Here is a 24,131-nt window from a genome sequence, read left to right on the forward strand (position 1 = left end):
ATATTTTTGTATGCGGATAGATGCCTTCTTTGCCCAGTCTACATTCTTGAAGTATTAGTAGAGATACACACCTCAACAAAACTCAATCAAGTTTTGCCTTTTGTCTTTTTACTTTTGCCTTATCTTACTAGGGCAAAGAACGCCACAGAAAACTGATGATTGTTGTTGATGTTTCTTGTGCGGGTGCTTTGACATTAGCTTGAATTTTTGTATTAGGATTAATTCCTGCTATCAGATGGAGCAAGAAAGTGATGATGGCGGCTTGCACAAGTTTTTCGAGCATGGCAGGTCTCCCTCAAGTGATAGCACTGCAAGTAAAATCCATTTTTTTAACTACACCCCGTACTAACGAAATTCCGAATTTGTCGGGGTTTTCTGGACAAATGTCCTGAAATTACTAAATTAAGTTACCTTTATTAACAGAATGCGCATTTAAGGATATTGTTCCAGCAGTCTGATAACCACGCTACTGAGATGGTGTAGGTTTCCTTGCTTTGCCTGAGTCAGCGCGTCAGATATTGTTAAATTGACCGCTCGCAGCAAACAATGGACAATTCCTTAGACGCTTCTCTCTATAAAAAGTGCCTGTAATCATGATTTACATCTATCAAACTCAAGAGATAATTAGCTGTCTTAGGGGTGACGACAGCCATTAGCCGTTGTCATCGATAAAATAGATGTAAATTAGCTACAAGAACGCTGCATGATTCCTATCGTTATTGAACAATCGGGTCGAGGTGAACGCGCCTTTGATATCTACTCACGACTGTTGCGTGAGCGGATTATCTTCTTAGGTCAGCAGATTGACAGCAACTTAGCTAACTTGATAGTTGCTCAAATGCTGTTCTTAGATGCAGAAGACCCGGAAAAAGACATTTATATGTATATCAATTCCCCTGGTGGTTCGGTAACTGCTGGTATGGGTATTTTTGACACTATGAAGCATATCCGCCCAGATGTCTGTACCATTTGTACCGGATTAGCAGCAAGTATGGGAGCTTTCCTCCTCAGTGCGGGTGCTAAAGGCAAACGGATGAGTCTACCCCATTCTCGGATTATGATTCACCAACCTTTAGGCGGCGCACAAGGTCAAGCCACTGACATTGAAATTCAAGCGCGGGAAATTTTGTATCACAAAAAGCGACTCAACGACTTTCTTGCTGAACACACTGGTCAGCCAATTGAGCGCATTGCCGAAGATACCGAACGCGACTTTTTCATGTCACCCGACGAAGCCAGAGAATACGGTTTGATTGACCAAGTAATTGACCGTAACGCTGCTGGTAGCCGTCCGATGGCTGTGGTTTAGTCATTGGTCATTGGTCATTAGTCATTAGTCATTAGTTGTAGGGTGGGAATTATAATTCTCACCCTACTAGTTTTATGTAGATTCATCTATAGGTGTGGGTTGCGATTCAAGATAATTGAGAAATTCTAATAATTCTTGTTCAGTTAATAAATAGCGCCCTCTCTTACCGTAAGTTTTAATGAGATGATCTCTTAACCACTGTTCATTTAAACCTAAACGCTGCATTTGGACATCAGTTTTAGCGATCGCTTTAATCAAAAATTCTTCTAATGGCTGAGGTTCAATAAATTACTCTGGTGACGAAGTTTGAGCTTCTAGAAATTCGAGAAATTCTAGTAATTCGTCTTCTGTTAATAATTGGCGCGATCGCTTGCCATAAGTTTTAATCAGATAATCTCTTCCCCACTCTACACTCAAGCCTAAACGCTGCATTTGGACATCAGTTTTAGCTCAGTTTTCAGGCGATGGTTTATTTACTACTTTGCCTAATTCTTCTGGATCTATATAGTAATCTTGAAATTCTTCATACTCACTGTAAATATCATAGGAGCTTGTTATTACCGCTTGTGATTCTAAATATCTAAAAAATTCTCTTAATTCTGCAAGGTTAAGCTCAGTAAGACTTTGCTTGTTATAGGTTTTTATAAGATATTCTTTTTCTTCCTTTCCTGTCCAACATAAACGTTCGAGTTCGGAGTTGATTCTAGCAATCAGAATTTGTTCTATTGGTGGATTAGGTTGAGCTTTCAAGTATCTGAGGAATTCTAGTAATTCTTCTTCAGTTAATAAAACGCGCGATCGCTTACCATATGTCTTGACCAAATAATCTCTAAACCTTTCTGGATTCCAACCTAAACGGTACATTTGGATATCAGTTTTAGCAACTATCTCAGATAAATCTAATCGTTCCATAAATATCTTAATTTTTAATAGTTCTTTGCCATTAGTGCTTACCAATGACAAAGGACAAATGACAAATGACTAATAACTCATCAAAACCCCGCTATCGGATCAGGTTGAGATTGCAGGTATTGTAAGAAACTGTGCAATTCCTCTTCCGTCAGCAAGGTACGCCCCCGCTTACCGTAAGTTTTAATTAAATGTTCTCTGCCTTGTTCTGGTGTCCAGCCTAAACGTTGCAGTTCAACATCGGTTTTGGCAATGACATCTGATAAATCGACTGGTTCAGCTTTCTTTTTTCTCTTGCTGGTGGTTGTTGGAGTAGTTGTAGTTTCGGAAGAACTATAATTGCGGGGCGTAAATGGTGTGACGTTACTTGCAGCCATCCCAGAAAATGCCGGGGTTTCTGGCTGATGACTCACTTCGATTTCCAAATTATCCGCAGGGGGAATAAATGCTGGTTCGCGGCTAGGAGTCAAAGGCAAACTGGGACTTAAATCTGGAGTGTAAGTATCAGTGCTGAGTGCCTCGGTTGCAAATAAATCAGGCTCGATATTCTTACTACTAGTAGATGGTAAAGATATTTCAGGTTTACTTGTGGCTAATTCTAAATCCTGGTTTTTTGTAGATGAATATGTGGTTTCATTCACACTTACTGTTGTGTTGACAACAGGATTTGGTTGTATTGAAATTGTTGGTTTAGGAGATGATTCAGCCTGTATTTGAGGTGAACTTGCAACCCCCAAAACCATCAACGCTCTAGTTCGAGCATGATCTTCTGCGGCTTCTACGGTTTCTGCTGCTGCCAACCCAGTAGCACGAGTTACACCGTCAATTTGCACGCTGGCTCTAACAATGTATTTACCTTGAAAGATGTCTACTAATTCGGAAGTTAAACTGCCGTTGGGATACAAGCTCTGAAATTGAGCCAACATAATACTGTCACCAAAATCTAATGTCTGCTAAATTACGGGGTTAATTTTATCTATATGCCCCAATCACTGGTACTTGCTGTTGATCACCCAAATTTGAGAAATTTTAACCTGTAGTGGGAGATCACTGAGTTTGTCCACAGTGAATCTATGGAAATATTTTAATTTTAAGTCCCTAATTCCTGTGTCGGCAGAGAAAAATGTAATTAAATCTAAGTTTTGGCAAGATTTAATTCGTCACCCAAGGCGATCGCCTGCTAAAACTACTACAGCAGTCTCAGTCCAATTTTTCTGGTATTTTAAAATTCAAGGTAATAATTGTGCTGTGTTTCTGTGTTGTCATTGCGGCAGTAACTATTTTTTTGACAAAATTATCGAATACTGCCCTTAATAGCTAGGTGATATCACCTTCAATGCTATACTATTTACCTAATTCTCTATCTAGAATTATTTCCTGGAAGTACGCTCTAAATCTACAATAATGGAGATACGGTTCGCCCTCACTGCTTGCATGACTGCTGGCCTAATTGTTACCGATTCTACAGATGGGAAAATTGGGTTTATCGGCAGTTTCTCCTAGTTAAAAATCAGAGTCTGATGGCGTAAAAGCACCTTCAAGCTAAACAATCAAACACCTGTGGTTTTTCCTACCTAGCGCTTTTGGGCAGTGTGGAGAGTAATCTTAAGCCAGCCTCTCAAAAAGCCTTCGCGTAATTACCTACTAGGTAAAACCCAAATCAGGCGTACTTTATCAGTTTGGTTAGATGAAGAGGCAAAAAAGCGCCAGCGAACTCTGAAATGGTCGTGCAGTGAGAAGTTCCTAGATTTTAGAAGCGACTTTATCTTTGGGTATGTCAGCTTCCTCCGCTTGGAACTTCACAGAACCATGCCTCAGGGCAATTCGTTTCCAGTTAGTTAGTGTCTGTAGGCCGTGAGGGTATACAGAAAAGAACCAGATTAAACCAACATGATGTTTTGACCAAAGGTCGGTTCACTGCATGGAATTTTCAATCGCTACACTCCTTGCCAATTTCACCGATGATAAATTGGTAGCTCGGAAAGTTTTAGAAAAGAAACTTGGCTGCGAAGATGAGGATAGTTTACAAAAGCTGCATATTGCCTTAGAAATACTAGAAAAAATCGGGATTTTGGTCAAAGAACGAGGCAAATATCGCCGCGTTTTTGAAGAAGGGATGATCGAAGCCAAACTCCGTTGTTCTAGTAAAGGCTTTTGCTTCGCAATTCAAGATGTAGAAGGCGCTGAAGATATCTACATCCGCGAAAGTCATTTAAGTAATGCTTGGAATGGCGATCGCGTTTTGGTAAGAGTTCTTAAAGAAGGCAGTCGTCGTCGCTCTCCTGAAGGCGAAGTTAAGTTAATTTTAGAACGTTCTAATCACACTTTACTGGCGCGGATTAAACAAGTAGAAAGTGGTTTCCGGGCTGTGCCTTTAGATGATCGACTATTGTTTGAACTGAAGTTGCAAACAAACGGCATGACTTTAGCAGAAGCAATCGACCATCTCGCCCATGTCGAAGTTCTGCGTTATCCGTTAGCACAATATCCGCCCGTCGGGAGAGTAGTGCAAATTTTGGGTAGTGATGCGGAAGCCGCAGCCGATATTGATTTAGTTACTTGTAAACATGACCTATCCCGAAATTTCTCGGAAGCGGTGCAAGAAGCAGCTTCTAAATTGCCGAAAAGGATATTGAAAGCTGACCTAAAAAATAGATTAGATTTACGCAGTTTATTTACCTTAGCAATTACTGGTGTCAATGCTGATGCCAAGCTGGTTGAAAATGCCTTGAGTTTAGAAAAAACAAACAAAGGCTGGCGTTTAGGCTTCCACATTACCGATGTCTCTCACTTCATTCACCCAGACGAAATATTAGATAGAGAAGCCTTGAAGCGGGGACGTTCTGTATACTTGGGTGATTTAGTACTGCCCATGTTACCGGATACTGTAGCAGACCGTTGTTCGTTAGTGGCGGGAAGCGATCGCCTCACACTCTCATTTTTGATTACCATCGATCCCACGACGGGTGAAGTAGAAGAATGGGAAATTCAGCCGAGTGTAATTAATGTAGACACAGCCATTAATAAAGACAAAGCAGAAGTTATTCTCAATGGTCAACCCTCCAAAGAATCTGAGGAAGTAATACAGCTAATCCAAGACCTCGAAAGTTTACACCAAATCGTCAAACAAGTGCGGTTAGGGCGTGGTAGTTTGCAGTTAAATCTACCACCGAATCAAAATCCTTACTTTGATGAAGGAATGTTAGGTGCGGTGATCGTGAACGATTTAACTGTGCGATCGCTCCTCACCGAGTTTGTGCTATTGGTAAATCAACTAATGGCAGAACATTTAAGTGCTTTAGGCATTCCGGCTATCTGGCGAGCGCAAGGCGCACCTGATCCCGAAGATGTCCAAGAAATGCTCAAACTGGCGATCAATTTAGGCGTAGAACTCACATTAGATCCCGAAGCGGATATTCAACCCCTAGATTACCAGCTATTAACACGGGCGTTTGCTGAATCACCTTCCGAACAGGTGTTAACTTATCTATTGCAAGATACCCTCAAACCAGCCGCCTACAGCACCACCAAAGGCAGTCACTTCGGCTTGGCATTGGCGCAATATACTCACTGTACTTCTCCTTTGCGCCGCTATCCAGATTTGCTTATGCAAAGAGTTTACTACAGACTCATAGAACACGGACGCGATCGCCGCAATACCCGTGTGAAAGACCGCGTTAACCTGCGTCACTCTTCTTCTCACATCGAAGTTAACTGGAACGTCTTACCCCCAGAATTACAACAAGAGCTGCAAAGCGATTTGACCAGAGTAATTATTCAACTCAACGACCGCGAAAAAGAAGTTCAAGAAGCCGAAGCCGACTTAGCAGGTTTGCAAAAAGCCCAACTGATGAAACAGCGCATCGGTCAAGTCTTCCAAGGTGTAATTACTGGTGTGCAGTCCTACGGGTTCTTTGTGGAAATTGAAGTACCAACCACAGACTCGCCCAAACAAAAACATCCCAGCGCCCCGTTACGGGTTGAAGGGTTAGTTCATGTCAGTTCGCTCAAAGATGACTGGTATGAATATCGCGCCAGACAACAAGCCTTGTTTGGACGCAAAAATCGCGCTTCTTATAGATTAGGCGATCGTGTATCCGTACAAGTGAAAAGTGTCGATTACTACCGTCAACAAATTGATTTAGTCACCGTTGGCAGTGATGGCATACCTAAAGGGTTAGGTAGTTCTGGTATTAACGATGACAGAGACGATATTTATCTCTCTCGTGAACTTGAACCTAGCGATTTAGAACCTTATGCTGATGATGAATAAGTTTTGTTAAGAAAATCGCGTGTCAAATCACACCAAGCCGTTAATCATTGGCGTATCAGGAGCATCTGGGCTAATTTATGCCGTTCGCGCTCTCAAGTATTTGCTTGCCGCCGACTATGAAATTGAATTAGTTGCCTCTAAATCAACTTACATGGTTTGGCAAGCAGAACAGGAAATTAAGATGCCAGCCGACCCAACTCAACAAGAGCAATTCTGGCGCGAACAAGCAGGAGTAGCCATTGCAGGCAAACTACGCTGTCATCCTTGGAGTGATGTCGGAGCTAATATTGCCAGTGGCTCCTTTCGGACTTTAGGGATGATTATCATCCCCTGTAGTATGAGTACAGTAGCCAAGATTGCCGCTGGCTTGAGTTCCGACTTACTAGAACGGGCAGCTGATGTCCAACTCAAAGAAGGACGCAAACTAGTCATCGTTCCCCGTGAAACGCCTTTTAGCCTGATTCATCTGCGGAACCTAACAACCTTGGCAGAAGCGGGTACGAGAGTTGTCCCAGCAATTCCCGCTTGGTATCACAACCCGCAAACCATCGAAGACTTAGTGGATTTTGTTGTCGCCCGGACTTTAGATCAACTAGAGATTGACTGCATCCCAATTCAACGGTGGCAAGGACATCGCTAAAGTATGAAGTATGAAGGCTGAAGTATGAAATTTATATTTCACACTTCACACTTCATACTTCATAATTCATAATTCATACTTTCTTATGGCTGTAATTCGCTTAATTTTACTGGTGGCAATACTAGGAGGACTAACATTGTTGTTAGTGCAGAACTGGTCGCCTGCTATATCGTTAGTATTTTTGGGGATGCGGACTCAACCATTACCCCTAGCGATGTGGATTTTATTCGCTACTACTGCGGGTGCTTTGACATCTGTATTAATCACTACTTTATTGAAATTATCAAGTTATTTTGAAGGGCAGCCACGGCAAACCCCCAAATCAGCAGCCACTTCACGGCGTGTTAGAACACCTAGCAGGGAAGAACCTAAATCTACACCTTTTACTTCTCCTTCATCTACTAGTCAAAATCAGGCGGCTGCAAGTGAAGAATTTGATGATTGGGAAACCAGCAATACCAACGATGATTGGGACTTTGAGGAACAACCGCCACAAACGCCTCCTCCTAGACCAACAACTCAACCTGTACGTAATTTTGAACCAGAAGAACGTCAACCAGAACCCAAAAGTTCCTCTCAGTCTGGTTCAACTTACTCTTACAGCTACCGTGAACCGAAAAATACTGCTGTAGGGAAGACTGAATCTGTTTATGATGCTGATTACCGCGTCATCATTCCTCCCTATAAACAGCCTGCTGATGAACCAGCCAATGATGCTGATGATGACTGGTCATTTTTTGAGGACGATGAATTTGAAGATGACGACAAACCACGTAAGTAATGAGTCAATGGTCAATGGTCATTTGTCAAAAGGATAAAATTTCATACTTCATACTTTACACTTCATACTTCTTTCACGCGATTCTTGCTTAACTTTGCCGTTCATTGCGGCTTCTTGCAAATTCATGAAGGCGTTAAAATCTTCCAAGTCATAGCGTGTAGTTAATAAATGCCGTAATTGATTTTCTGCTTCAACCGTTAAATAGCCAGTTGCTAAAGCTTGTTGTACAACGTCACGAATTCGAGTCATGGTTGATGCCTCTTAACACACCACATTGATTTGGGCTTAGTTCAGTAATACCGTTTCACTTTAAGTTTGATACAAATAGACCGCAGGAGAGCAGGGCGCAGGGGGCAAGGGGAAAGAGTAAACAACCAATGAATTTGTATCAGGATTTTCGTGAAATGGTATAAGATATGCGTCGGTTTTTGTGTTTAAACCTTCAATTTTGTAAAGCTTGGCTTATACAAGCTCAAAAATTCAGTCATTTTTTACACCTTTATCGGCAAAAATTATTGATGAAAACCTGATGTCAGCGAATTTTAGAATCCCAATAATGTGATGTTAAAAACACAGTGTGATGCCAATCTAAAATTCTCACAGCACAGACCAAAAGTTACGTAGATCTATATTGACCGAATTTGTTTGCTTAAAGTTTCAAACAAGCTTTATAAAATTTCCATTAAGTCTAAAGATATCTAAGCAAGAACTTCCAAGTCACCTAACAACAGTTAGCAAATTCGTTATAAATTTACTTTTTATTTATTCTGACTTCATCGAATAATAGTTAGGATATTGCCGAGGGTTATATTAAATACATGAATAATAGTAATGGCAGCACCTGATTTAAATCAAGTAGAAGAGGATTTTTTTGAAGCTAAAAGTAATTGGGAGTTAGAAAAGTTATACGTAGATTTGGCATCAACAAAAGGTAAAGCTTTAACACCTGTAGAAAAGAAATTCCTTAGAGGTTTACTGTGTGGTTGTAGCCCAGCGGAAATTGCCAGTATAGTTTATCAAAGTCGAAGTAGTAGTACTGTTAGAGTTTATTTGTCTAATGGATTATACAAGTATCTAGAAGAAATGCTGAGTAATGCAGCTGGCTACTCAGTTAAAGTTAAAAATTGGAGCCGTGTAACTTATTTACTTGAAAAAGCTGGGTACAAAAAAGTCAACTTTCAATTCCCAGCAGCAATCATTCCCAGAAAAACAGAAAAAGCCCCAGAGACAGAGTTAGTAAAACTTAAATCAACCTCAATTCAAGATTGGGGTGAAGCAGTTGATGTGAGTGTTTTTCACGGACGAACAGCAGAACTTGCGAAAACTCAACAATGGATTTTGCAAGAAGGCTGTCGTTTACTACTACTCTTGGGTATGGGTGGGATTGGTAAGACAGCTTTTTCTGTGAAGTTAGCACAAGAAATTCAACATCAGTTTGATTATGTTATCTGGCGATCGCTACGTCTTTCCCCTTCCCCAGAGCAGATCATAGAACAGTTAATTCAGACTTTATTACCAACAGCAGAGACAGTAGTTGCAGAAACTGTAGAAAGGCGCATCTCCCAATTGATAGATTTTTTGCGTAATGCCAGGTGTTTAATTGTTTTTGATAATTTTGATGCAATTTTAGCTAGTAGTGATAGTTACCCCACATTAACAGCCAGCCATCAAGGGATAAAGAATGCAACTCCTCCCTTTTTGCTACCGCAAATTCAATATCGTCCAGGCTATGAACTATATGGGGAATTAATTAGACGGGTAGGAGAATCTCAACATCAAAGCTGCTTAATATTAACTAGTCGGGAAAAAACTCCAGAAATAGCAGCCTTAGAAGGCACTACATTACCTGTTCGCTCTTTGAGATTAGCTGGCTTAAATCAATCAGAAAGCATTTCACTTCTGAAATATAAAGGTTTAGCTAATATCTCTGAAGACAAATGCCGAGTTTTGTTAGAACAATATGCCGGGAACCCACTATTTCTTAAATTAGTGGCCACGACAATTCAAGAGTTATTTGGTGGCAATATTGATGAGTTTCTTGCCCAGGGAACCGTAGTTTTTGGTGAGATTCGCGCCATATTAGACCAACAGTTTAATCGTTTGTCGCAATTAGAAAAGCACATGATGTACTGGTTGGCGATGAATCAGAATGCTGTTTCTGTACGTCAATTGCAGAAAAATACCATACCAGGTCTATCACCTAGACTGTCGCAAAGATTAATTTTAGAAGCTGTAGATTTATTACACAAGCGCTCATTAATCGAACAACAAGCTTCAAGCTTTTCTCAAACTCCGGTATTAATGGAGTACATGATTGAGCGCTTAATCGAAGAAAACTTGAAATTAAGTGAAGAACAAGAAAGCTACTTTTTAATGAGTCAGACAATTTTTGCTGCACACTTAAAAAACCATATCAAAGAAAGTCGCTTGAGTGCCGAGATTTAAAGTAAAGTGAGGAGTTGAGAATTTACTGGAGTAAAGCAACTGGTGAGACTAGTTTAATAAATAATTGCCAGAGATTAGTTAATTACAAGCCGGACGCAGACAGCAATTCTCAATCCAAAATCTAAAATCTAAAATCTAAAATTGTATGAGCAGCTTATTGCAAGGAGTAAGCCTGTACTTAATTGGCATGATGGGCGCTGGTAAAACAACAGTAGGGCGTTTACTAGCGCAGCAGTTGGGTTACGGGTTTGTCGATACTGATGATGTGATTGCGAAAGCCGCAGGTAAATCCATCAATCAGTTATTTGCTGAAGAAGGGGAAGCAGCATTCCGCCAGTTAGAAAGTGATGTTTTGGCACAAGTTAGCGCTCATCTCAATTTGACAGTAGCCACAGGTGGCGGAATTGTGATGCGGAGAGAAAATTGGAGTTATTTGCGTCACGGTTTAATTGTGTGGTTAGATGTGCCAGTGGAACTACTCTACACCCGCTTGGCTGAGGATACCACAAGACCACTACTGCAAGATCCTGATCCGCAAGGTAAATTGCGATCGCTCCTCGAACAACGCCAACCACTTTACGCCCAAGCTGATCTGCACATCATGATGCAAGCAGGGGAAACACCAGAGCAAATTGCTAATAAAGTTATGGAAGCAATTCCTAGCGTACTGAAAAAAACTACATCTCAACAGCACGGAGAAAATTGAGCGATTTCTCTGTTTATACTCAGCAACGCCAGTCCGCTCAAGTCGGGAAACCCGCCCACGCGGCTGGCTCCTCAGCACTTTCAAATCAGAGATTGTGACCAGAGAGAAAGTCTTCTACACTGACTGCATAGGTTTTAAATCTCAACCATGATGGTCAACGATACGGAGTATATCAGGCAAGCTGAAGCCACTCGTGTGCGGGTACTCAGCGAAGCACTACCTTACATTCAACAATTCGCAGGACGCACTGTAGTTGTGAAATATGGTGGTGCGGCTATGAAAGACAGCACCCTTAAAGACAAGGTAATCCGCGATATTGTCTTTTTATCCTGTGTTGGCTTGCGCCCAATTCTTGTACACGGTGGCGGCCCAGAAATTAACAGTTGGTTAGATAAATTAGGCATCGAAGCGCAATTTAAAAATGGTTTGCGAGTCACCGACGCTCCCACAATGGATGTGGTGGAAATGGTTTTAGTCGGTCGCGTTAATAAAGAGATTGTGGCGCTGATTAACCAAGCTGGTGGTATGGCTGTAGGGCTATGTGGCAAAGATGGTAATTTAATTACTGCCCGTCCTCAAGGTCAAGAAGGTATCGGCTTTGTGGGCGAAGTCAGCGGTGTTAATATCAAAATTTTAGAAACCCTTTCAAGTAATGGCTATATTCCAGTAGTGTCGAGTGTAGCCGCTGACGAGTCGGGACAAGCTTATAATATTAACGCAGATACCGTTGCTGGGGAAATTGCTGCGGCACTGGGGGCAGAAAAGTTAATTTTGCTGACCGATACTAGAGGGATTTTAAAAGATTATAAAGACCCATCGACATTGATTCCGAAAGTTGATATTCGGGAAGCACGGGAACTGATTGCTAGTGGTGTAGTCAGTGGGGGGATGATTCCCAAAGTTAATTGTTGCGTGCGATCGCTCGCTCAAGGAGTCCGGGCTGCACACATTATCGATGGTCGTCTTCCTCACGCGCTGTTACTCGAAATTTTTACCGACGTTGGTATCGGAACGATGATTTTGGGTTCACAGTTTATTTAATATTTTGGTCATTTGTCCTTTGTCTTGACTAATGACAAAGGACAAATAACATTACCAAGAATGTCTGATAATTACCCGCGATCGCCCTCTAAATGGTGTCCTTTGCCAGGAATGATTATTGATGATCACTGGATTCACTATTGTCGAATCCTTAATGATGGGATTGATAAAAGTGGGATTTACCAGTGTGGAATTATTGTATCTGTTGTGCCTGACTTGAGGATAATAATTAGGGTAGATAGTGCGACTCGGTAATAATCCTGTTGTTGGATCTACGGGCATGGGTGTGGGAATCGGACTACCATAAATAAATGAACCCACAGCAGGTGGCTGACTCACACCAAAAGGATTGTTACGCTCAATCACAATCACTTGTTGGGCTGAAGCTGGGGAAATTGCGGTACTCATCAATACCAAAGTAAGTCCTGCTCCTAGCCAATTCAGTTGAGAAGACTTGATATTTACCATATTTTGCTCACCTGCATTGAATAATTAGGGATTTTTACAGATGACTACTAGTTAAAATTTTAAAAGTTTATCTAATTGAAAATTGCCAGCTTCTAAAAAGATTTCACAAAGATTACTGGCATTGGCAAAATTAAGGCAGTGCTGATTTATATGCAAAACGCGAGTGAACCAAGTTTAGAAATTGCCAGAAAGCGTTACCAAGCCGGGAGAGTTGCCTTTGAAAATGGGCAATATCGAGAAGCTATAGAAAATCTGGAAAAGGCAAGTGCTTTATTAGCTCGTAATTCCCGTTTAGGAGGGGAAGCACAAATTTGGCTAGTAACAGCTTATGAAGCAGCCGGAAGAAATGAAGAAGCGATCGCTCTTTGCAAACAACTCCAACGACATCCCCACTCAGAAATTAGTAAACAAGCTCGGCGATTGCTCTACATTTTACAAGCACCAAAGCTTAAAAGACCTAGTGAATGGATGACTGAAATTCCAGATTTGGGTGCATTATCAGATAATGAATCCAAAATGCGTGTTGCTGTCAATCCAGGCAAGTCTTCTGTCAAGAAAAAACCTGCTGAACCAGAATTTGTTGACCTCAGCCAGGTCAATACTCAAGATAACCGCTTTATTTGGGTGGCAATAACTGCTATTGGCGTAATTATCTCCTACTTAGCTTGGTTGGCATTTTAAAGTATGAAGTGTGAAGTGTGAAGTATGAAATATAGTATTTCTAAATTATTAATGGATAACTAGATACGCGACTTCTTTAAGAAGTCAGGTATCTGAGGCTATTGATTTTCAATTCTTAGTAAAGTGTGAGATATAACTTTCAGACTTCATAAGTCATACTTCATACTTTAGTTGTTTTTTTAGGAGAAATACACTAATGAATTTTTCTAAGTTGGAAAAGATATTGATGTGGTTAATTCGACCATTTGGCTTTTTAACAGCAAAAATAGAACGCAGCATTAACCTTGTCTTTTCCCCTCGAAAGTCGGTGGTGTGGTTGGTGGTGTTAACGTCCCTGCTGCTATCTGGTTGTGTCAAATATGATGTGGGCGTAAACTTTAACCACTCTAATAGCGGTGAACTGGTTCAGCATATTAAGTTAGGAGAAAGACTCACCAGTTTTAGCGGTGATTATGTATACGCATGGTTAGATAGTATCGAAAGTCGCGCTCGGAAACTTGAAGGCAAAGCGCGACGAATTTCTCAAGAAGAAATTATAGTTACAATTCCCTTCAGTAATGGTCAGGAGTTACAAACTAAGTTTAATGAGTTTTTTAGCTCCCACAACAATCAAAAAGTAGAAAATAAAACCAGTGAATCTGATTCGGAATTACCTAATATTGAATCAAATTTATTACTATTCCAAAATAATTTTTTACTGTTAGTCCGCAATCGTTTAATTTATGACTTAGACTTGCGATCGCTTGCCCTAATTGCCAACAAAGGTAACGTTCTTACTGATGCAGGTGCAATTCTCGATTTAGAATTTAGCTTAAAAACTCCTTGGGGTGCTAAAAATATTCAACTCACAGAAAATGCTGTCGAACCAGAAAAACAAGGTAATCAACTGGTATGGCGACTCCAAACTGGTGAACTCAACCATATAGAAGTAGTCTTCTGGCTTCCCAGCCCTCTCGGTATTGGTGCTTTGTTAATTATCTTGTTTGTCTGGGGTGGACTGTACCTAAGATACACCTTCATGCCAGATCCCAGAGTTCAGTTTGCGCCTCAACCAACAGCTACGGAATAGTCAGGTAAATGCGATCGCCAGTGGGATGATTAATTCCGAAGTTGGCGATCACAGTCCCAAGTAAATAATTTTTGAGAGTGCTGAATATACTATCTATCAATATCTTCATTGCCAGAAAAAACCAGCAAGTACCAGCGGCAAAAGTAATAAGATAGACACAATTAAAACCACAGTCCCTGGATCAATTTTAATTTCATTTTTCTGTGGATCACGCATTGGATTTTCTCCAACAATAAGTACACTTACTCAGTCTAAATGATGTAGCAGGGAACAGGGAACAGGGAACAGGCTTTAAAGTCGCTCAGTGTCCATGTTTGATAATTCGTCTTTGTCATTATCTCTGCTGTGACTGCTATATTTTTTCCTTTGTCCTAGCTCAATAAAACTAACTGCCAACAAATTTGTTTTGTTGGCAGTTTAGTTACAAAACCTTAACTTGGTTTGAGCATTTTTTAACGATAATTCGTAAATTGTAATGCCACCGGATAGTCTTCTTGTTTTAACCGTTGGATGACAATTTGCAAATCATCTTTTGACTTGGCAGAAACCCTCACAGCATCGCCTTGAATTGAGGCTTGCACCTTTTTAAATTCGTCACGAATCAATTTAGAAATTTGTTTGGCGATATCTTGGCTGATACCTTTTTTGAGTGTGATTTCTTGACGTACTCGGTTTCCACTAGCAGATTCAACCTTGCCAAAATCAAAAATTTTCTGAGAGAGACTTCGCTTAGCAGCTTTTTCTCGCAGAATATTGTGTACAGAATCTAGGGTAAACTCACTATCCGTGTTAACAGTAATAGTTGTTTCACCCAACTCGACAGTAGTTTTAGTATCTTTGAGGTCATATCTACTGTTAACGTCTCGCACGACTTGATCGATAGCGTTAACTAATTCTTGTCGATCAAAGTCGCTCACAATGTCAAAGGAGTAAGTTGAAGCCATAAAAAATGTTGAACTTGGGATTGTGGATGAGGTAACTTGTAATTGCTATTCTCTCTCCTCTTCCCTGTGCTTAATTGTTTGCTTGAATGATGCTAAAGAAGATGAGAGTTGCAGAACTAAGAGAACCAATAGCAAACATGAGCGATCGCAGAATTGGTATATTCAAAATATAAAAAATAGAGTATAGCAAACGAGTCACCACAAAAGCGATCGCTGCCACCACAGCCAAAGAGGAATTTACATTCGTTACATATGCCATCAATGCTGCGACAGCAAAAATCATAAATGTTTCAAAAGAATTTTGATGCGCCCAAGTAGCTCTTTGAGCATAAGGCGGCAATTTATCAAACATAGCGCGGGGTGCTGACATATCATACCCAACGCTGACACGAGCATAACCCACTACCAAAAACGGCAGATAAATTAGTACAGCAGCAGCGGCAATACAGTACAGAAAAATAATCATTAGTTAATAGTCCATAACCCATAGTCTATAGTCCATAGTCTATTGTCTATAGCCCATAGCCAGTAAGTTGTTTGACTGTTGACTATTGACTGTTGACTATTGAACGCCAGTTGCTTCAAGTCGGCAGAGCCGACGACAGTTGCCTCAAGTCGGGAAACCCGCCCACGGCACTGTCTCCCCAACGCACTGGCTCCTGTTGACTAATCAAAGTAAAACAAAGTTACTACTTTTCTTTGTTCTTCCGCATCGCCACAGGTTTGTAGCAGAGTGCGACTGTCATGAAAAGCAAAACAAATTAACTGCTGGCAACGAGAGACAATCTCTTTGTTACAGATGTAACTAGCTTCAGCCAGAGACAGGTTATCGTTACTGGGATTTTCTACCAGATGCATTACCTGTTCTAACTGCTGCCGAGATTCTAAAGGCTGGCGTTCCAAGCTTTGGGGAAGAATCACAGTCAGCAAATTGGGATCAGCACGCATTGCTCCTTTAATGGCAGCTGAATTAGTCCCAGTTGCACCAGAGGTGATGATTCGATTGCCCGATAAAACCAAGGCGTATGTCATCATCTCAATCAGATTTTGATGGGTAATCGGCACATGGCGAGAACCCAGCAAAGCAATTCGCTTAGAACCTGTTTGCTGGATTGTCGCCAGTTCTTGCGCTAATGTATCGAGGTTAATAAGATCTATTGACTGGCTCAAAGATAGAATTAATTAGAATTTAACGACCCAGATATTTTACCAAACAGAGTGTAGGTGAGAAGCCAGCTGAAGTTAGACATTGCTACAATTTTTTAATTATTTAACTAAGTAGCTAGATAATCAGCTTTTGTTGGACGATAGACTATTGACAGCCTCAACTATGAAATCTAAGTAAATTGCGTAAGTCTTGAAAGGATGAAATTCAGTCATACAGTAAAAACTAACGCCTCACCAGAAAAGATCTGGGAGATATGGGTTGACGTGAATAATTGGCCAAGATGGGACACAGAACTAGAGTCCGCATCCATTGAAGGAGACTTCACACTCTATGCCAAAGGTAAGCTAAAACCCAAGAATGCCCCTGTGTCTGTGTTCTTCATCTCGGATTTAGAGCCAAAAAAGAGCTACACATTCACCACTCAGTTGCCTTTGTGCAAGCTCAACGTTAGACGTTATCTCACCGTAAACCAAAGTGGTAGATTCTTTACGCACGAGATTTCCTTCACTGGAATTTTGTCTTTTTTATTCAGCAACCTATTAGGTCGAAAGTTTCAAAAAGTCTTACCAGAAGTGATGGATAATATCCGCAAGCTTGCCGAAGCATGAAACTAATTACTTTGACGAATGCTAGTCTTGACGACAGAACACAACATTTAGGTGTATTAGCTTACTGGCATCTTGGGTAATCTTTTGCGTCTAGGACAACGCTGTTGCTGGACTTAAGCCAAGTTTCAGTAATAAACGCTCAATGTCAAAATGCTCATTCATTAACTGGCGAATGCACTGCACTTTAATTGGTTCGTGGACGCGGACTTGACCAAAAGTACGGTCAACAATTTCTACAGTGGTTAGGGTATCTAAGTCAACAGACAAAATCGGAATTTCCAATTCTTCAGCGCGACTGAGAATGAATGGCTGCGGCGGTAGTTGTCCTGTGAGGATGAGGCATTGGGTTGAGGTTTCTAAGGCAGCTTGTTGAATTTCGACGCGATCGCCTCCTGTTACCACTGCCATGTTACGCCGTTTACGGAAATATTTTACTGCTGCATTAACGTTCATCGCGCCAATGGCCAGACTTTCTACCATCAAATCTAAGCGATCGCTGCGACAGAGAACTTCGGCATTTAACTGATTTGCCAGTTCACCCACGCTGACGCTTCGGAGTAAATCGCTTTTTGGCAGTGTTCCGAGTACGGCAATACCTTGCTGTTCCAAAAATGGACGAACAAGATTTTCCACCATTTCTGACTCTTTAGTAGGAATATCGTTGAGGACAACACCAATTAAGCGATCGCCCACACGCTGTTTAGCTGCTAATAAAGCATCTATCGACAATAGCGAGTTGTAACGGGTTACTAATAATACCGCAGCATCTAATACTTCTGCTACTTGTAACGCCGACAAATCGAACAGATTTCCTTCTGTTAAATTCCCTGGCCCCTCCAGTAAGACTAAATCTCCGCGAACAACTTGTAAATATTGCTGTACCAGCGACTGTCGATAATTAGTGTTATCTTCGCCGCTTAAACGTTTCTGCACACTGACTTCATCTAAAGCCAGCATGGTAGGCGCAATGCGGTTTGCTGCTAGGTTAAGGCTAGAAGCAATAAACTGGACATCTTCTTCTACTACAGTGCCACCAGATGCTCTCAAACAAGTTCCCAGCGGTTTACCGTAGGCAATATCCAGTCCTTTTTGCTGTAGCTGATAAGACAAACCCAAAACTGTGGCAGATTTTCCACTGTAAGTTTCAGTTGAGCCAATCAGCAGATGTTTAGCAGATTTTGGCACACATGCACTCCTAATTTCAAAAGGAAGTAGAACCCAGCTAGGTGTTTCCTAATTTTAGTTTGTTCCAGCAGAAGACTTACGCTCTTAGTGAGCATAGTTTTTGAGAGTTAACATTTTTTGGGTTAAAAAATTAGCTTTTATTTATAGTATTTCTGCTATTAAGCTATTAACTACTGGGTATTTAAATTATTACTTTAACTGTTTTCTAAATCCATTAACTCTACCATGCCTCAAAACCTGGAATCATGTCTGTCTGGGGTAGGTTGGCGAGAAATAAATCTTGCTTGTTATCCTACACCCTAGACTGTTAGTGAATTTATTTATTCATCAATACGCAGCAACTTGCGGTAAAAAGATTGGGAAAAGTCTGTCACACGATAACGTTTATAGTTGTCCATTAATTCAATCAAAAAACCGATGAACTCAAAACTGGCCATCATCACTTCGTAATTGAGTTCAGCGTTCCCATCAAACTGCATTCGGCAGCGTGTTAAGTCAGAAGGCAAGGTGGCCACATTCCAAGAAGCGACAAAGGGAATATTTTCACTGGCTTCTATTTTGCGATGTCCCTCTAAAACGCCTTTTTGATAGAGACTGATGGCATAGGGCAAGAAATTACGCTTTGTACCTTGAATGTAAGGCAAGTAAACGCTTGCTTGCTGCTGGGTTGCAGGCTGGAGTTGCTCAATAGACATTGTTGAATATTCCTCAAGTTGGTTGAAACTGGGGATATTAATCGTTGTCAATAGTATTCCCAAAAAAAAGACTGTAATACACACTACAAACAAACAAGTCTTATGGGTGTGAGTAAAAATCTTAATTAAATAAATACATAATAAGTAATTCTTTGTATTTCGTCTTTTTAGTTTTGACTTTGTGATAGTGCCAATAAAGTTACTACTAAGAAATATTAAAATTTCAGTTACAATAAGGCTGCATTAGCTTTTATCCAAGCTGGGGCAGTAGCCGCGAAAAAACCTAATATTAGGCAGTGAACGCGCTTATTGCAATGTGTCACAACTGCAAGCTGTGACTGTCTTGCGATTACTTTGCTTAATCTCAACTTGTCATCCAAAGGCAACATACAGATGGGTAAATTAGTACCAATCTTCGATGCAGCAGGTAAGTACAGGTAGCATAGTAAAAGTTTGACGTTAAATAATTCCCAGCTTATTTATGGGTGTAGAAAAATACTGGTACCGCATTAAGTAACCTATGCCAGCGAACTCCTGGCCTGAAAACGATTCATACAAAGAGCTTGAAGGGCTTGATTCTCTATTGGCTGACCTATCGGCTGAAGAAGAGTCACTGGTAGGGACAAATCGTTTGTCTCAACCATCCCGGTTTCAAGGACGTAGACGTAAAGCCGCTCTGGTTTTGTCAATAGTTTGGAGTGGTACGATCGCTCTACACTTAGCTTCTTGGGCTTATATTTTTGTCCTAGGGTTGACCACAATCATGGGACTTCATGCCTTGGTGGTAGTATTTGCTAGACCACGCCACTATCAAAAAGAAATGCAGGGCGAATTACCCTCTGTATCTTTGTTGGTAGCCGCCAAAAATGAAGAAGCGGTAATTGGTAAATTAGTCAAAAATCTTTGCAATCTAGAATATCCCGATGGGAAATACGAAGTCTGGATAATTGACGATAACAGTACCGATAAAACACCGCAAATCTTAGCAGAACTAGCGCAAGAACATAAAAAACTCAAAGTACTGAGGCGTTCCCCTCAAGCTGGTGGTGGTAAATCTGGAGCATTAAATCAGGTTTTGCCACAGACAAAAGGCGACATTATCGCCGTGTTTGATGCTGATGCTCAAGTGCCATCAGACTTGTTACTCCAGATAGTACCTTTGTTTCAAAGAGAAAAAGTTGGTGCGGTGCAGGTGCGTAAAGCGATCGCCAACGCCAAGGAAAATTTTTGGACTAAGGGACAGATGGCAGAAATGGCTCTGGACACTTGGTTCCAACAACAACGGGTTGCCCTGGGTGGTATTGGCGAATTGCGGGGTAACGGTCAATTTGTCCGGCGTACAGCCTTAGAAAGTTGTGGTGGATGGAACGAGGAAACCATCACCGATGACTTGGATATGACATTGCGCCTGCATCTGGATAATTGGGATATTGAGTGCGTATTCTACCCAGCCGTCCAAGAAGAAGGTGTGACAACTGCGATCGCCCTTTGGCATCAGCGCAACCGTTGGGCTGAAGGCGGCTATCAGCGTTATTTAGATTACTGGGATCTAATTCTGAAAAACCGCATGGGTACCCGTAAAACCTGGGATATGCTCATGTTCATGATCACCATGTACATCTTGCCAACCGCTGCTGTCCCAGATTTGTTAATGGCGATCGCTCGACATCGCTTGCCATTGTTAGGCCCAATCACTACCTTATCTGTATCCATGTCTGTTTTTGGTATGTTTGCTGGACTGCGGCGGATACGTCAAGAGCAAAAATTCACTGTTGCCACTTATCCTGTGTTACTTCTACAAACCTTACGCGGCACATTATATATGTTGCACTGGTTAATAGTAATGAGTAGTACAACTGCCCGGATGTCCATCAGGCCAAAGCGCTTGAAATGGGTAAAAACAGTGCATTCTGGCAGCGGAGATTAAAAAGGTAAAAATTGAAAGGAAAAAGGCAAAAGAATGTGTTTCTTTTGCCTTTTTTTTGTTTAATATAAAACGAAAGATTGAGATCTTAATAGGTTTCTTCATTGTCAGACTTCAGACTTCAGACTTTTTGTACTAGTCATCTACTTCTGCTTCTTCTACCCAGTCGGATGCAGTTATGTGACTAGATAAATCTGAGCCATCATCGGCAAAGCGAACAATTTGCCCATCAAAAAATTGTGCCAAATGTTGAGCGGCTCTAGTCACTTCTTCCCATTCTTCTGAGGAGTGTTGCGTGGGTTGTGGCGGAGTTTGGATGTTAGCAGTACCATTACCATTTGCTGGAAATTCGGTTTTGACAGGTGGCGGTGTAACCTGCGACTGAGGTACTGGTACAGGTGGAGGTGCAACTGGCTGCGGTGTTGGCGCTGGTGGTGAATTATGGTTGTTGTACTTAGGAGTAGGTGGTTGCTGAACACGGTTGGAACCGTTGACTGATGGTTCTTTTTTAGTTGTGGAAGAAGTGGTAGCAGTGGCTTTTTCTAAACTAACCTCAATGTTTCGATTGAATGTCTGCTGAAAAGCCGCTGTAATCATTGTTAAATCTGATTTAACTTTGTCGTACCATGCAGGTTTTACACCTACACGCGCACTATTACCATCAAGCTCAATGAGATGGCACATTTGCCCTAACAATGCTCGTCGGGGAATTTGCTGAATATTGCTCAGTACTTGCTGCCAAATTGCTGTTAAGTCTAATTGTGCATCTGCTGGTACAACTTCTTCGGCAGCTGGTACAGGGGTGACTGGCTGTGTGGGTGCAGGTGAAGCAACAGGAGGCGGTGTGACTGGCTGTGTAGGTGTAGGTGAAGCAACAGGGAGAGGTGGCGAGGTTGGTTGCTGTTGTGAAGGTGCAGGGGTGGCTTTTTGGGTTGGTGGTGGTGCTGGGTGATAATTATTTTGTGGTGCAGGGATGCTAATTTTGGGTAAAACAACTGTGGTTGACGGCTGAACGCTGGCGCTAGGTAACAATCCTAACAATGTTACCTCTAACCACAAACGTGGCTGGGTAGTATTTTTGAGTTGGACTTCGGTTGTGCGCAGGTGTTGTTGTCCCGCCAAAATTGTACTGATATGGAAATTTTGTGCCAATTCAACTAAGGCAGCCCAAGTTTGCCCAGTACAAGCTACTAAATCTTGGCGGTTGGGTGCTGTTTTGGCAATGAGTAAGTCGCGGTAAAGGTTGGCAAGATTTTGCAGAATAGTCAGCGGTTCTCGACCCCGGTCAAGGATGTAGCGACTACAGTCTAAAATTGCTTCTGGATTATCTTGAGCGATCGCACTCAATAATGCTAACAAGTCTCGTTCACTGACAGAACCAACTAAATCCCAAACTCTATCAGGTGTGACTTCCCCAGATAACAACGCTAATTGGTCAAGTAAACTCTCTGCATCCCGCAACCCGCCCTGGGATATTTGGGCTACTAAGGTGACAGCTTCTTCAGTAATATCAATACTTTCTTTCCAGGCGATCGCATTTAAATGCTTGACCATCGCCTCTAGTTGAATGCGTCTAAAATCAAACCGTTGACAACGAGAAATAATTGTCGGTAAAACTCTCTGAGGATCTGTTGTTGCTAAAACAAATACTACGTGCTTAGGTGGTTCTTCTAGGGTTTTTAATAACGCATTGAATGCCTGGGTACTGAGCATATGGCATTCATCTATCACATACACTTTATACCGACACTGTACTGGAGCGAACTGTGCTTTTTCTATCAGTTCGCGGATATTATCGACACCAGTGTTACTAGCAGCATCGATTTCAATGACATCTAAGGAATAGCCCTTAGTTATACCCTGACATACATCACACACACCGCAAGGTTCGGCTGTCGGCTTGTCACTATTGAGACAATTGAGGGATTTGGCCAAAATTCTGGCACTAGATGTTTTACCCGTACCTCTTGGCCCGGTAAACAAATAAGCAGGGGCAATTTTAGCTGTACGGATAGCATTAATTAGGGTAGTAGCGATCGCCTCTTGCCCCACTAGTTCAGCAAAACTCTTCGGACGATACTTGTGGTGCAGGGGTTCGTAAGGCATGGAGGGAAAATGTCACTACATTTTCAAAATTGATTTACTATTAACGCCCAACTCGGCGTTCAAATATTTTAAACGCAGTGTGTCTGTTTTTTAGTATAGTACATTTGAACTAATAAAGTATAAAGTGTGAAGTATGAAGTATGAAATCTTAACTTTTCAGACCTCAGCCTTCATACTTCATAGTTCAGTTGGATCGCTACAATCTTAGGGTATACAATACTTTATGGTGCGGCAAATGCTCAAGCGGTTAGTTCAATGGCTCAAAAACCTCTTTCAAAGTTTATTCGGGAGAAAACCAACTCCTAAAAAAGCTGAGGTGAATATCCAGCCAGAGTCAGCCCCACCCCTGAGCGATACAGATTTGGAATTTCTGTTCACCGAACTTTTAGAGGGAGTGCATCAGGCGCGAGGACAAGCCTGGGCGCTGAAGTGGCTACACAATATTGAACATCGGGTTTCCACAGAACGGTGGATAGAGTGGTTACGACGCTTTGGCGAAAGATTATTGGCAGCGCCTACACCGAATAATGAGTTAGCTGCGCGGTTAGTACAACTAGGTGATTTGGGTGTAGGAGAACTTGGAGATGAAGCTTACGAAATTGGGATGCAGTTGTTGACTCGTAATTCTGGCGAACCTATCTGGGAATATGACGGGCCAGATGCTTCCAGAACAAATTTCCCATCAGCAGAAAACTATGGAGAACAACAAGAAACAGAAACAGCAGATAACTCTATTCCCGAAGGAGATTATCAAACTGTCACCTTAGAACAGTTGTTTAGCATGATGCAGGAAGATCAAAACTTACGTCAGCAAATTTCCCAGCAACTTGGAATTGAGTCAGACGATCCAGAAGTGATTATTAAGGAATTGGTACATCAATACTATACTCCCAGTAGCTCATCTGCCGATGAAACGTTAGCTTGAGCAAATCCATTAACTCTGGATTGTATGGCTGTAGTCACTTAGGCGAGGACAGTGTTGATGGCTCAAAAGCTGGAAAAAACTAAATTTCAACTCAGCACTCAGCACTCAGCACTTTGTAACCAATGGATGACAACTAACAAAGTTTTGTATATTTTTTATAAACATCTACCCGATAAATCCGTTAATAACAGTGGGTTTCACGCAAATCTAGATTTTTTTGACATAACGATCGCTACAATCTAGGATAAACAAAA

The 24,131-nt window shown here is 41.4% G+C and carries 26 protein-coding genes and 1 pseudogene; 14 read left to right on the forward strand and 13 right to left on the reverse strand.

Annotated features, from left to right (window positions below):
* Nucleotides 1–127: 127 nt before the first annotated feature.
* Nucleotides 128–283: a hypothetical protein gene (locus ACMX3D_RS05455; protein WP_482750435.1), complete on the reverse strand. Its 156-nt coding sequence runs from the start codon at nucleotides 281–283 to the stop codon at nucleotides 128–130.
* Between the two features lie 420 nt (nucleotides 284–703).
* On the opposite strand from ACMX3D_RS05455, the gene clpP reads away from it, so the two are divergent.
* Nucleotides 704–1,309 (forward strand): ATP-dependent Clp endopeptidase proteolytic subunit ClpP, encoded by a 606-nt coding sequence (gene clpP, locus ACMX3D_RS05460; RefSeq protein WP_482750436.1) that lies wholly within the window; start codon nucleotides 704–706, stop codon nucleotides 1,307–1,309.
* Between the two features lie 72 nt (nucleotides 1,310–1,381).
* Here the strand turns inward: clpP and ACMX3D_RS05465 are convergent.
* From ACMX3D_RS05465 to ACMX3D_RS05480, 4 genes and pseudogenes are all read right to left on the reverse strand, one after another.
* Nucleotides 1,382–1,567: pseudogene (locus ACMX3D_RS05465) on the reverse strand (hypothetical protein); the annotation flags it as partial.
* 30 nt (nucleotides 1,568–1,597) lie between these two features.
* A complete protein-coding gene (locus tag ACMX3D_RS05470; protein ID WP_482750437.1) occupies nucleotides 1,598–1,741 on the reverse strand; it encodes a hypothetical protein in 144 nt (47 codons plus the stop codon).
* 18 nt (nucleotides 1,742–1,759) lie between these two features.
* A complete protein-coding gene (locus ACMX3D_RS05475) occupies nucleotides 1,760–2,221 on the reverse strand; it encodes a hypothetical protein (RefSeq protein WP_482750438.1) in 462 nt (153 codons plus the stop codon).
* A gap of 80 nt (nucleotides 2,222–2,301) precedes the next feature.
* Entirely contained in the window at nucleotides 2,302–3,144 is an 843-nt protein-coding gene (locus ACMX3D_RS05480) for a hypothetical protein (RefSeq protein ID WP_482750439.1), read from the reverse strand.
* A 139-nt stretch (nucleotides 3,145–3,283) separates the two neighbouring features.
* On the opposite strand from ACMX3D_RS05480, the gene ACMX3D_RS05485 reads away from it, so the two are divergent.
* From ACMX3D_RS05485 to ACMX3D_RS05500, 4 genes are all read left to right on the forward strand, one after another.
* On the forward strand, nucleotides 3,284–3,532 hold the full coding sequence (locus ACMX3D_RS05485; protein WP_482750440.1) for a hypothetical protein: 249 nt from the start codon (nucleotides 3,284–3,286) through the stop codon (nucleotides 3,530–3,532).
* A gap of 607 nt (nucleotides 3,533–4,139) precedes the next feature.
* Nucleotides 4,140–6,491 carry a ribonuclease R family protein gene (locus tag ACMX3D_RS05490; RefSeq protein WP_482750441.1) on the forward strand — a complete coding sequence of 784 codons (2,352 nt, stop codon included), beginning with the start codon at nucleotides 4,140–4,142 and terminating at the stop codon, nucleotides 6,489–6,491.
* Nucleotides 6,492–6,510: 19 nt separating this feature from the next.
* Nucleotides 6,511–7,131 carry a flavin prenyltransferase UbiX gene (locus ACMX3D_RS05495; RefSeq protein WP_482750442.1) on the forward strand — a complete coding sequence of 207 codons (621 nt, stop codon included), beginning with the start codon at nucleotides 6,511–6,513 and terminating at the stop codon, nucleotides 7,129–7,131.
* A gap of 85 nt (nucleotides 7,132–7,216) precedes the next feature.
* Nucleotides 7,217–7,912, forward strand: a complete 696-nt coding sequence (locus ACMX3D_RS05500) for a LapA family protein (RefSeq protein ID WP_482750443.1) — start codon at nucleotides 7,217–7,219, stop codon at nucleotides 7,910–7,912.
* 48 nt (nucleotides 7,913–7,960) lie between these two features.
* On the opposite strand, the gene ACMX3D_RS05505 is transcribed toward ACMX3D_RS05500, so the two are convergent.
* Entirely contained in the window at nucleotides 7,961–8,161 is a 201-nt protein-coding gene (locus ACMX3D_RS05505) for a hypothetical protein (protein WP_482750444.1), read from the reverse strand.
* Nucleotides 8,162–8,743: 582 nt separating this feature from the next.
* Here ACMX3D_RS05505 and ACMX3D_RS05510 point away from each other — a divergent pair.
* The 3 genes from ACMX3D_RS05510 (at nucleotide 8,744) to argB (ending at nucleotide 12,104) form a co-directional block, all read left to right on the forward strand.
* A complete protein-coding gene (locus ACMX3D_RS05510; protein WP_482750445.1) occupies nucleotides 8,744–10,357 on the forward strand; it encodes an NB-ARC domain-containing protein in 1,614 nt (537 codons plus the stop codon).
* A gap of 145 nt (nucleotides 10,358–10,502) precedes the next feature.
* Nucleotides 10,503–11,063, forward strand: coding sequence for a shikimate kinase (locus ACMX3D_RS05515; RefSeq protein WP_482750446.1), 561 nt, complete (start codon nucleotides 10,503–10,505; stop codon nucleotides 11,061–11,063).
* Nucleotides 11,064–11,210: 147 nt separating this feature from the next.
* Nucleotides 11,211–12,104, forward strand: coding sequence for an acetylglutamate kinase (gene argB / locus ACMX3D_RS05520; protein WP_482750447.1), 894 nt, complete (start codon nucleotides 11,211–11,213; stop codon nucleotides 12,102–12,104).
* A gap of 51 nt (nucleotides 12,105–12,155) precedes the next feature.
* Here argB and ACMX3D_RS05525 read toward each other — a convergent pair whose 3' ends face one another.
* Nucleotides 12,156–12,572, reverse strand: coding sequence for a hypothetical protein (locus ACMX3D_RS05525; RefSeq protein WP_482750448.1), 417 nt, complete (start codon nucleotides 12,570–12,572; stop codon nucleotides 12,156–12,158).
* A gap of 150 nt (nucleotides 12,573–12,722) precedes the next feature.
* Here ACMX3D_RS05525 and ACMX3D_RS05530 point away from each other — a divergent pair, with 150 nt between their 5' ends.
* The gene (locus ACMX3D_RS05530) at nucleotides 12,723–13,253 is read left to right on the forward strand and encodes a tetratricopeptide repeat protein (RefSeq protein WP_482750449.1); all 531 of its coding nucleotides are present in this window, start codon (nucleotides 12,723–12,725) and stop codon (nucleotides 13,251–13,253) included.
* Between the two features lie 196 nt (nucleotides 13,254–13,449).
* Nucleotides 13,450–14,322, forward strand: a complete 873-nt coding sequence (locus ACMX3D_RS05535; protein ID WP_482750450.1) for a DUF3153 domain-containing protein — start codon at nucleotides 13,450–13,452, stop codon at nucleotides 14,320–14,322.
* A gap of 452 nt (nucleotides 14,323–14,774) precedes the next feature.
* On the opposite strand, the gene ACMX3D_RS05540 is transcribed toward ACMX3D_RS05535, so the two are convergent.
* From ACMX3D_RS05540 to ACMX3D_RS05550, 3 genes are all read right to left on the reverse strand, one after another.
* Nucleotides 14,775–15,266: a YajQ family cyclic di-GMP-binding protein gene (locus tag ACMX3D_RS05540; protein ID WP_482750451.1), complete on the reverse strand. Its 492-nt coding sequence runs from the start codon at nucleotides 15,264–15,266 to the stop codon at nucleotides 14,775–14,777.
* 70 nt (nucleotides 15,267–15,336) lie between these two features.
* Nucleotides 15,337–15,732: an MAPEG family protein gene (locus ACMX3D_RS05545; protein ID WP_482750452.1), complete on the reverse strand. Its 396-nt coding sequence runs from the start codon at nucleotides 15,730–15,732 to the stop codon at nucleotides 15,337–15,339.
* Nucleotides 15,733–15,932: 200 nt separating this feature from the next.
* On the reverse strand, nucleotides 15,933–16,436 hold the full coding sequence (locus tag ACMX3D_RS05550) for a hypothetical protein (protein ID WP_015112345.1): 504 nt from the start codon (nucleotides 16,434–16,436) through the stop codon (nucleotides 15,933–15,935).
* A gap of 195 nt (nucleotides 16,437–16,631) precedes the next feature.
* On the opposite strand from ACMX3D_RS05550, the gene ACMX3D_RS05555 reads away from it, so the two are divergent.
* Entirely contained in the window at nucleotides 16,632–17,042 is a 411-nt protein-coding gene (locus ACMX3D_RS05555; RefSeq protein WP_482750453.1) for an SRPBCC family protein, read from the forward strand.
* Nucleotides 17,043–17,132: 90 nt separating this feature from the next.
* Here ACMX3D_RS05555 and ACMX3D_RS05560 read toward each other — a convergent pair whose 3' ends face one another.
* The gene (locus ACMX3D_RS05560) at nucleotides 17,133–18,227 is read right to left on the reverse strand and encodes a phosphotransacetylase family protein (RefSeq protein ID WP_482750454.1); all 1,095 of its coding nucleotides are present in this window, start codon (nucleotides 18,225–18,227) and stop codon (nucleotides 17,133–17,135) included.
* A gap of 320 nt (nucleotides 18,228–18,547) precedes the next feature.
* Nucleotides 18,548–18,922 (reverse strand): type IV pilus biogenesis protein EbsA, encoded by a 375-nt coding sequence (gene ebsA / locus ACMX3D_RS05565; RefSeq protein ID WP_482750455.1) that lies wholly within the window; start codon nucleotides 18,920–18,922, stop codon nucleotides 18,548–18,550.
* Between the two features lie 520 nt (nucleotides 18,923–19,442).
* Here ebsA and ACMX3D_RS05570 point away from each other — a divergent pair.
* Entirely contained in the window at nucleotides 19,443–20,849 is a 1,407-nt protein-coding gene (locus ACMX3D_RS05570; RefSeq protein ID WP_482750456.1) for a glycosyltransferase family 2 protein, read from the forward strand.
* A gap of 132 nt (nucleotides 20,850–20,981) precedes the next feature.
* Here the strand turns inward: ACMX3D_RS05570 and ACMX3D_RS05575 are convergent, their stop codons facing one another.
* On the reverse strand, nucleotides 20,982–22,952 hold the full coding sequence (locus ACMX3D_RS05575; protein ID WP_482750457.1) for a DNA polymerase III subunit gamma/tau: 1,971 nt from the start codon (nucleotides 22,950–22,952) through the stop codon (nucleotides 20,982–20,984).
* Nucleotides 22,953–23,175: 223 nt separating this feature from the next.
* Between ACMX3D_RS05575 and ACMX3D_RS05580 the strand changes: the two genes are divergently transcribed.
* Nucleotides 23,176–23,877 (forward strand): hypothetical protein, encoded by a 702-nt coding sequence (locus tag ACMX3D_RS05580; RefSeq protein WP_482750458.1) that lies wholly within the window; start codon nucleotides 23,176–23,178, stop codon nucleotides 23,875–23,877.
* A 57-nt stretch (nucleotides 23,878–23,934) separates the two neighbouring features.
* Nucleotides 23,935–24,120, forward strand: a complete 186-nt coding sequence (locus ACMX3D_RS05585; protein WP_482750459.1) for a hypothetical protein — start codon at nucleotides 23,935–23,937, stop codon at nucleotides 24,118–24,120.
* Nucleotides 24,121–24,131 lie beyond the last annotated feature (11 nt).

Source organism: Anabaena sp. TISTR 8404 (genome assembly GCF_056847745.1).

Excerpts from the sequence above, each read along its gene's own strand:
- ACMX3D_RS05455 (WP_482750435.1), bottom strand. The coding sequence starts at position 283 with ATGCTCGAAAAACTTGTGCAAGCCGCCATCATCACTTTCTTGCTCCAT.
- clpP (WP_482750436.1), top strand. The coding sequence starts at position 704 with ATGATTCCTATCGTTATTGAACAATCGGGTCGAGGTGAACGCGCCTTT.
- ACMX3D_RS05470 (WP_482750437.1), bottom strand. The coding sequence starts at position 1,741 with ATGCAGCGTTTAGGCTTGAGTGTAGAGTGGGGAAGAGATTATCTGATT.
- ACMX3D_RS05475 (WP_482750438.1), bottom strand. The coding sequence starts at position 2,221 with ATGGAACGATTAGATTTATCTGAGATAGTTGCTAAAACTGATATCCAA.
- ACMX3D_RS05480 (WP_482750439.1), bottom strand. The coding sequence starts at position 3,144 with ATGTTGGCTCAATTTCAGAGCTTGTATCCCAACGGCAGTTTAACTTCC.
- ACMX3D_RS05490 (WP_482750441.1), top strand. The coding sequence starts at position 4,140 with ATGGAATTTTCAATCGCTACACTCCTTGCCAATTTCACCGATGATAAA.
- ACMX3D_RS05500 (WP_482750443.1), top strand. The coding sequence starts at position 7,217 with ATGGCTGTAATTCGCTTAATTTTACTGGTGGCAATACTAGGAGGACTA.
- ACMX3D_RS05505 (WP_482750444.1), bottom strand. The coding sequence starts at position 8,161 with ATGACTCGAATTCGTGACGTTGTACAACAAGCTTTAGCAACTGGCTAT.
- ACMX3D_RS05510 (WP_482750445.1), top strand. The coding sequence starts at position 8,744 with ATGGCAGCACCTGATTTAAATCAAGTAGAAGAGGATTTTTTTGAAGCT.
- ACMX3D_RS05515 (WP_482750446.1), top strand. The coding sequence starts at position 10,503 with ATGAGCAGCTTATTGCAAGGAGTAAGCCTGTACTTAATTGGCATGATG.
- argB (WP_482750447.1), top strand. The coding sequence starts at position 11,211 with ATGATGGTCAACGATACGGAGTATATCAGGCAAGCTGAAGCCACTCGT.
- ACMX3D_RS05525 (WP_482750448.1), bottom strand. The coding sequence starts at position 12,572 with ATGGTAAATATCAAGTCTTCTCAACTGAATTGGCTAGGAGCAGGACTT.
- ACMX3D_RS05530 (WP_482750449.1), top strand. The coding sequence starts at position 12,723 with ATGCAAAACGCGAGTGAACCAAGTTTAGAAATTGCCAGAAAGCGTTAC.
- ACMX3D_RS05535 (WP_482750450.1), top strand. The coding sequence starts at position 13,450 with ATGAATTTTTCTAAGTTGGAAAAGATATTGATGTGGTTAATTCGACCA.
- ACMX3D_RS05540 (WP_482750451.1), bottom strand. The coding sequence starts at position 15,266 with ATGGCTTCAACTTACTCCTTTGACATTGTGAGCGACTTTGATCGACAA.
- ACMX3D_RS05545 (WP_482750452.1), bottom strand. The coding sequence starts at position 15,732 with ATGATTATTTTTCTGTACTGTATTGCCGCTGCTGCTGTACTAATTTAT.
- ACMX3D_RS05555 (WP_482750453.1), top strand. The coding sequence starts at position 16,632 with ATGAAATTCAGTCATACAGTAAAAACTAACGCCTCACCAGAAAAGATC.
- ebsA (WP_482750455.1), bottom strand. The coding sequence starts at position 18,922 with ATGTCTATTGAGCAACTCCAGCCTGCAACCCAGCAGCAAGCAAGCGTT.
- ACMX3D_RS05570 (WP_482750456.1), top strand. The coding sequence starts at position 19,443 with ATGCCAGCGAACTCCTGGCCTGAAAACGATTCATACAAAGAGCTTGAA.
- ACMX3D_RS05575 (WP_482750457.1), bottom strand. The coding sequence starts at position 22,952 with ATGCCTTACGAACCCCTGCACCACAAGTATCGTCCGAAGAGTTTTGCT.
- ACMX3D_RS05580 (WP_482750458.1), top strand. The coding sequence starts at position 23,176 with ATGGTGCGGCAAATGCTCAAGCGGTTAGTTCAATGGCTCAAAAACCTC.
- ACMX3D_RS05585 (WP_482750459.1), top strand. The coding sequence starts at position 23,935 with ATGGCTCAAAAGCTGGAAAAAACTAAATTTCAACTCAGCACTCAGCAC.